Below are 6480 nucleotides of genomic sequence, written 5' to 3'. Positions count from 1 at the left end.
TTATAATCGGAATGGGAATATGATTCCACAAAGTGGGTAAGTCCTATTATGTAAAAAAATAAAATTAAATTTTTTCTTAAAACCGCCCATTCACCTCACCGCTTAATTTTCTAACGAAAATTTGAAGCGGGAGTCCTCTGGGCATAAATGATAGAATTTACAAGTTAACAATAGTGAAATTTTTTTAATGTGTGTTCCGTATACAGGAACAAAGCAAATTACATGCAGATATTTTATGAGAATATAGTCACTGTAATATTTAGAATATTAAAAAAATGCGAATGAATTCCGTATTGTTATTTTATAACGGAGTGAAAGCGTTTCCTGAAAGAGGGGAGATAGTGGTATAAGGAATGGTTTAATGAGACTGTCAATCGTATTTCTAATTCTTAAAAACAAATCTAGGGGGGTCTAAATGATGAAAAAATTAGTAAATGGATTTTCAACAAAACTATTCATTGTGCCATTACTAATACTAGCTTTAATCCTTAGTGCCTGTGGAAAAACGGAGAAAACACAATCTGATGCAAAAGCTACCAGCGGTACAAGTAAAGATGGGAAAACTAGCTTAAGTATGGCATTCCCTTCTTATAATGCCAGCTATTTGCCAGCATTCGTAGCTGAAAAGCATAAGTTATTTGAAAAACACAATCTAAACGTTTCTTTCACAAAAGTACAAGGCGGGGTCATTGCACTTAGAGGACTTCAGACGAATGAGTTTCAGATTATTTCCAGTTTGCCAGAATCAGTAATTAACGGCATCGCATCTGGTGCAAATATCAAAATGATTGGAACATTCGACGATCAATCCATGTATAGTATTTACGCAACATCTGATATAAAGAAGCCTGAGGATCTAAAAGGTCAAGTTGTTGCAACGAACCGTACAGGAAATGGAACTGACATTCAGCTTCGCTGGTGGTTACAGAACAATGGATTAGAGCCTGACAAGGATGTCCGTATTGTAGAAGCAGGGGAAAACTCAACTCGTCTTCAAGCATTAGTGACCGGTCAAGCGAAGTTAACCATTCTTAGTCAGCCAACAGATTTAAAAGCAGAAGCTGCCGGAATGCATCAACTATCTCTTATGAGGGATGACTTGAAAACGTATAATCACAACATGTTAATTGCTAACGGCGAGTTTTTAAAGAACAATCCGGAAGCAGCAAAAGGCTTTATGGCCGCGATCGCTGAAGCAACTGAGTATGCGAAGAAGCCAGAAAATAAAGACGAAATGATTCAAATCATTATGGAAAAATTAGAAATGAATCAGGAAGACGCTCAAAAATCGTTTGAATTTGTTCTGCCTGCATTAGCAGATAAAGGAAAAATCAACATTGAAGGATTAAAATGGGCAATTGACACAACCAAAGAAGCTGGAATGTTAACAGGTGATGTTACGGTCAAGCAATTATATGATGATTCTTTTATTGCAGATTAATTGAGAACATACTAATTTGTAAGAGGTGAAGTCTATGACAATGGTAAAAACAAAGACTCCTATTTTAAAATTTGATAATCTGAATGTTATTTATAATGAAGGTCAGCCAAATCAAGTACATGCTCTAAAAAATGTATCCGGGGAAATACATGAGGGGGAGTTCATTTCGATAATTGGACCGAGCGGATGTGGAAAAAGCACTCTTCTTCATACCTTAGATGGGCTGCTTAAACCTACTTCTGGTACGATTTCAATAAATGGTTCAGAAGTTCACGGACCTGATGAAAATAGAGCAATGGTATTCCAGGATTTTGCGTTAATGCCATGGCAAACAGTCTATGATAATGTCGCTTTTGGATTACGGCTGGCAGGAAAGAAGGACAAGAATATACGCGATAAAGTCCTGCATTATATCAAGATGGTAGGCTTGGAGGGGTTTGAACATAAATATCCCCATCAGCTGTCAGGAGGAATGAAGCAAAGGGTTGGAATTGCCCGTGGTTTTGCTGTTGAGCCAAAGGTTTTACTTATGGACGAGCCATTCTCTGCGATAGATGAACAAACTCGGGAAATCATGCAGGAAGAAGTATTAAAAATTATGTTGAATGAGAAGAAAACAGTCATTTTCATCACTCACTCGATTGATGAGGCGGTTTTTCTCTCCAGCAAGATAATTTTAATGTCCGTGCGGCCTGGACAAATAGTAGATGAAATTAAAATAGATATCCCTTATCCAAGAACGCTTGAAACGAAGGCTTTACCGAAATACCAGGAATATAAGCAAACAATTTGGGATCATCTAAAAGGGGAAGTAAGAAGACAATATAAGAAGGGGGAAGCATAATGCAAGAAGTAGAAGTTACGAAAAGTCTTACATCTACAATGAAGAAGAGTAAATGGACAATACCTAAAAGTATTCTCTATCCATCTATGACCCTGCTCATTATTCTAATTATTTGGGAAATCTGCGGCCGTTTAAACCTCATTGATCCGTTTATGTTTAGCTGGCCAAGTAAAATTTTTACCGAAGCGGTAGCCTTTTTCATCTCCACAGAAGTTTTTACACATCTTGCTGTCAGCGGGATGGAGGTTGGCATTGGTTTTGCAATGGCGCTAATTGGGATTCCAATCGGATTAGCAATGGGGTATTGGAAAAACCTAGAATTGGCTTTTGATCCCTTTGTAACAGCACTCTATACAACACCAATGATTGCTTTGACGCCATTATTTGTGTTATGGTTTGGGCTAGATACTCTATCCAAGGTTATGATGGTATTCGCGCTATCCATTTTCCCAATCTTGATTAACACAATGTCAGGTGTAAAAATGACAGATCCATCTTTAATCAAGGCAGCCCGTTCCTATGGGGCAAGCAGAGGACAAATGTTTAAAGAGGTTATTTTGCCTTCAGCGATCCCATTTATTATTACAGGTATACGCTTAGCGATTGGAAGAGCATTAATTGCAGTAGTTGTTGCGGAAATGCTGGCAGGAAATAAGGGGATTGGATATGCAATTAGACATGCATCAGAGCTGTTTCAAACAGCCCAATATTTGGCCTATGTTGCGGTATTAATGGTCTTATCAGTATTACTAACAGAGCTGTTAAAGTTATTTGAGAAGAAAATTGCACCATGGAGGAATTTATAGGAAGTCGGTTGTTCTGTGATTCAAATCTTTTCATTTTTAAATAGTTTTATAAAAAAGAGGCTGGGACAAAAGTATTTTAGCTAAAGAAAAAACCGAACTATCATGCGGAATTCTAATTTAGAATTTCGTAATAGTTCGGTTTTTTTATTTTTATTCCTTTTTAAACTAGAAATAATTCGGCTTTAACAATGGACAATTTAGTTCTGTCCCAGTCTCTTTTTTTCTTTTCCTAGCAGTTAGTTGCATTATACTGTTGACGGGTTCGTGCTTTCTTTTTTCCCCTAGTCATACTATTCTTGGGCTTTCTCTATTTTAACAGACATAGCCAGAATTCTCCTTCCTCAAAAATTCGATAGAATTTTAGGTGGGAGATGAATGGCTTTTTTTTTGCAATAAAAAATAGATAAAATGACTATCAAAGGAGTTAAACACAAGAAAAACAGGCGTTCCTATTAGAATGATATACCAGGACTTACCCGCTTATTGTAAGTTATTGATATTTCAGTATTTTTCATCAGGTGGTCAAATAAAATACCTAAAAGTATTTGGCTTTTTGAAATAAATCCCATAATCAGGGAAAAAATGTAGGTTGCTACTATCTTTCTTGATTAAGGGACAAATACTCTAAAGAATGATGGTATTTTTTTATTTTGTTCCATATGAAAGAACCCTCCCTATTTTAAGCCTTATTGAGAACGTATAATTTTTTATAAGTAATCAATAAATTCAAAATAGCCATAAAAAGGAGAGGGTCTTATGTTAAAAAAAGAGGATAATGAAAAATTATGTCGGACAAGTAAAGGAACTCCAATGGGGGAAGTATTCAGAAGATACTGGATTCCGGCCATTCTTTCGGAAGAAGTTCCTGAGCCGGATAGTCCTCAAATTAGATTGAGATTATTAGGTGAGGATCTGGTTGCTTTTCGCGATTCAGAAGGAAAGGTAGCTATTCTAGATGCCTATTGTCCTCACCGCCGGGCGCATTTATTCTGGGGTAGGAATGAACAATGCGGGATAAGATGCACGTATCACGGTTGGAAATTTAATCGAGACGGTGAATGTGTAGATATGCCTAATGAATCAAGCGAGAGCAATTTTAAACATAAAGTTCGTCTAACATCCTATCCGACTTGGGAGAAAAATGGGATCGTATGGACTTATATGGGACCGAAGGAAGAACAGCCAAGCCTCCCTGATTATGAATGGCTGAGAGCGCCTGAAACTCATTTCCAAGTATCGAAAACCTATGAAGGCTGTAACTGGCTACAAGCTCTGGAAGGCGGAATTGATACATCCCATTCATCGTTTGCTCACAATAACAATATTCAAGATAAGAATTCCCTACGTAACCGTGCAACAAATCCAAAGCTTGAAGTAGATAAAACAGAATACGGTTTTCGTTATGCAGGGATCCGTGATTTACATGAGAATGGTAACTATGTTCGTGCCTATCAGTTTATCATGCCGTCCCAGCAAATGCGGGGACAGATGTTGAAGTGGCAAGATGGGAGTCCAGAGGAATATCCAACTATTCGCGGTCATATATGGGTACCAATTGATGATGAAAGTGTATGGGTCTGGAATTTCAAATATACGTCTGAACCATCCATTCCTCTAGATCCGGAATTCTCGTTACAGCAAGAAATTGCATTTGGTAGAGGTCCTGATGACGTATTGCCAGGGTATCGTTTGAAAAGGAATCCTTCCAATGATTATTTGATTGACCGAGAAGTGCAGCGGACAAAGACATTTACGGGAATAGAGGGAATCAACACTCAGGATTACGCTTTACAGGAAACAATGGAAAAACCATTTGCTGATCGTACAAAAGAACGTCTTGGAACTTCTGATTTAGCCATTATTTCAGCAAGACAGCTATTGTTGGAAGCAACAAGAGATGTTGAAAATGGCAAGGCTCCAAAAGGGATTCATCCAGAAACATACCGTAATGTAAGGGCTTGTGATGCCTTCCTTCCAAAAGGAATCGATTGGAGAGAAGGATTAAAGGAAAATATGACAGCTAAATATCAGCTTATTAAGACGAATTAAGAATCTGTTTACTAGACGTTCAAATATAGACAAGATTCTTGTACGATAGAAAAAATGTTAATCTTTCTATCGTACAGGTTTTAACTTTAAGGGGTGAATCGTATGCCATTAGCAGAACAATTGGTTTTACCAAATTATTTTTATGGTAAATCCATTGCAATTCTCGGATACAGCAAAGAGGGCCGTGAATTTGCAAAGATGTTACGGGAACATGAAATCTCTGTTGTTATTGGACTAAGGCCTATTGATGATTTATGGACAGAAGCAGAACGTGATGGGTTTCTTGTGAAAAATCTTTGGGATGCAGTAGAATCAGCAGATATCATTCAAGTCTGGTAGCTGTGAAATGATAGGGGAATCTTTAGCTTTAGTGGCTGCCTTTTCTTTTGGTTGTGCCAATGTAATGGTGAAAAAGGGGGTAAGTCCTAATTCAAAGAATAACGGTGCTTTTCTCTCTGTCCTGATAACCTTCGGACTGGCCGGGATTATTACCCTGGCCAAAGGCCTATTTCAGGATTGGCCGCCGTATACAACCAAAGGGATAGGTTGGTTTGTTTTAGCTGGTTTCTTAACCGCATACATCGGGAGAAGTTTATTATTTACATCTATCCAGCATTTAGGTTCAGTTCGGGCCTCTACTCTTAAACGTTTAAATTCACTTTTTACTGTCCTAATCGGTGTGTTGTTCCTGCATGAATCAATGAATCTTATGGTTTTTATAGGAATGATTATGATCTTTGCCAGTTCATCGTTCTTAATGTATGAAACCATTATCTCTAATAGAAGATTACAAAAACATGAGACCGCTGTAGCGAATGAAACCACCGTAATAAAATCTGAAAAAGAAAAGGTTAGCAAAAGGAACTCTTGGATCAAACGATTTAAATTCATAACTAGTTTAGGATATATGTATGGTGTGGGATCTGCCTTAGCCTATTCGATCGGTTATGTGGTGAGAAAAGAGGGGTTGTCCGAAATTCCTGATCCATTTTTTGGTACGATGATCGGGGCACTTGTAGGGATCCTGATATTCCTCATTATCTCTTTGCTAAAAAAGTCATTCCAACAATCGATAGTTTCGACCTTTACTCATTTTCAACCATGGTTATTTGCCGCTGGAATAGCCACTTCATTAGGACAAATTTTATATTTTTCAGCATTAATGTTCAGTGATGTATCAAGAGTAGCGATTATCACGTCAACTGACGTTATTTTTACACTCATATTGTCAGCTTTTATCTTCAAAACCCATGAAGGGACAACGAAAACCGTTTATTTGGCAGCTATAGTTGCTATGTTCGGAGCAGGTTTTATTGTGATTGGTTAGAGGATTATTTGCG

At 37.6% G+C, this 6480-nt stretch carries 6 protein-coding genes; all 6 read left to right on the top strand.

All coding sequences use genetic code 11. From position 1 onward, the window contains the following. Positions 1-415: 415 nt before the first annotated feature. Entirely contained in the window at positions 416-1441 is a 1026-nt protein-coding gene (locus tag F4V44_RS26860) for an ABC transporter substrate-binding protein (RefSeq protein WP_150443041.1), read from the top strand. A 34-nt stretch (positions 1442-1475) separates the two neighbouring features. Beyond that, a complete protein-coding gene (locus F4V44_RS26855) occupies positions 1476-2285 on the top strand; it encodes an ABC transporter ATP-binding protein (RefSeq protein WP_223882047.1) in 810 nt (269 codons plus the stop codon). After that, positions 2285-3091: an ABC transporter permease gene (locus F4V44_RS26850; protein WP_150443040.1), complete on the top strand. Its 807-nt coding sequence runs from the start codon at positions 2285-2287 to the stop codon at positions 3089-3091. The genes F4V44_RS26855 and F4V44_RS26850 overlap by 1 nt, the downstream gene beginning before the upstream one ends. 756 nt (positions 3092-3847) lie before the next feature. Then, a complete protein-coding gene (locus F4V44_RS26845; protein WP_150443039.1) occupies positions 3848-5140 on the top strand; it encodes a Rieske 2Fe-2S domain-containing protein in 1293 nt (430 codons plus the stop codon). 102 nt (positions 5141-5242) lie between these two features. Then, positions 5243-5479, top strand: coding sequence for a Rossmann-fold NAD(P)-binding domain-containing protein (locus F4V44_RS26840; RefSeq protein WP_150443038.1), 237 nt, complete (start codon positions 5243-5245; stop codon positions 5477-5479). 7 nt (positions 5480-5486) lie between these two features. Beyond that, positions 5487-6467, top strand: a complete 981-nt coding sequence (locus tag F4V44_RS26835) for a DMT family transporter (protein ID WP_150443037.1) — start codon at positions 5487-5489, stop codon at positions 6465-6467. The last annotated feature ends 13 nt before the right edge of the window (positions 6468-6480 follow it).

It is taken from the genome of Niallia endozanthoxylica, from assembly GCF_008710145.1.
Lineage (GTDB): Bacteria > Bacillota > Bacilli > Bacillales > Cytobacillaceae > Bacillus_BD > Bacillus_BD endozanthoxylica.
The sequence above is the reverse complement of the archived record's forward strand: the minus strand, read 5'-3'. Positions and strand labels throughout refer to the sequence as shown.

Bases quoted from the DNA above. Each gene is read 5' to 3' on its own strand.
- F4V44_RS26860 (WP_150443041.1), top strand. From the start codon at position 416: ATGATGAAAAAATTAGTAAATGGATTTTCAACAAAACTATTCATTGTG.
- F4V44_RS26855 (WP_223882047.1), top strand. From the start codon at position 1,476: ATGACAATGGTAAAAACAAAGACTCCTATTTTAAAATTTGATAATCTG.
- F4V44_RS26850 (WP_150443040.1), top strand. From the start codon at position 2,285: ATGCAAGAAGTAGAAGTTACGAAAAGTCTTACATCTACAATGAAGAAG.
- F4V44_RS26845 (WP_150443039.1), top strand. From the start codon at position 3,848: ATGTTAAAAAAAGAGGATAATGAAAAATTATGTCGGACAAGTAAAGGA.
- F4V44_RS26840 (WP_150443038.1), top strand. From the start codon at position 5,243: ATGCCATTAGCAGAACAATTGGTTTTACCAAATTATTTTTATGGTAAA.
- F4V44_RS26835 (WP_150443037.1), top strand. From the start codon at position 5,487: ATGATAGGGGAATCTTTAGCTTTAGTGGCTGCCTTTTCTTTTGGTTGT.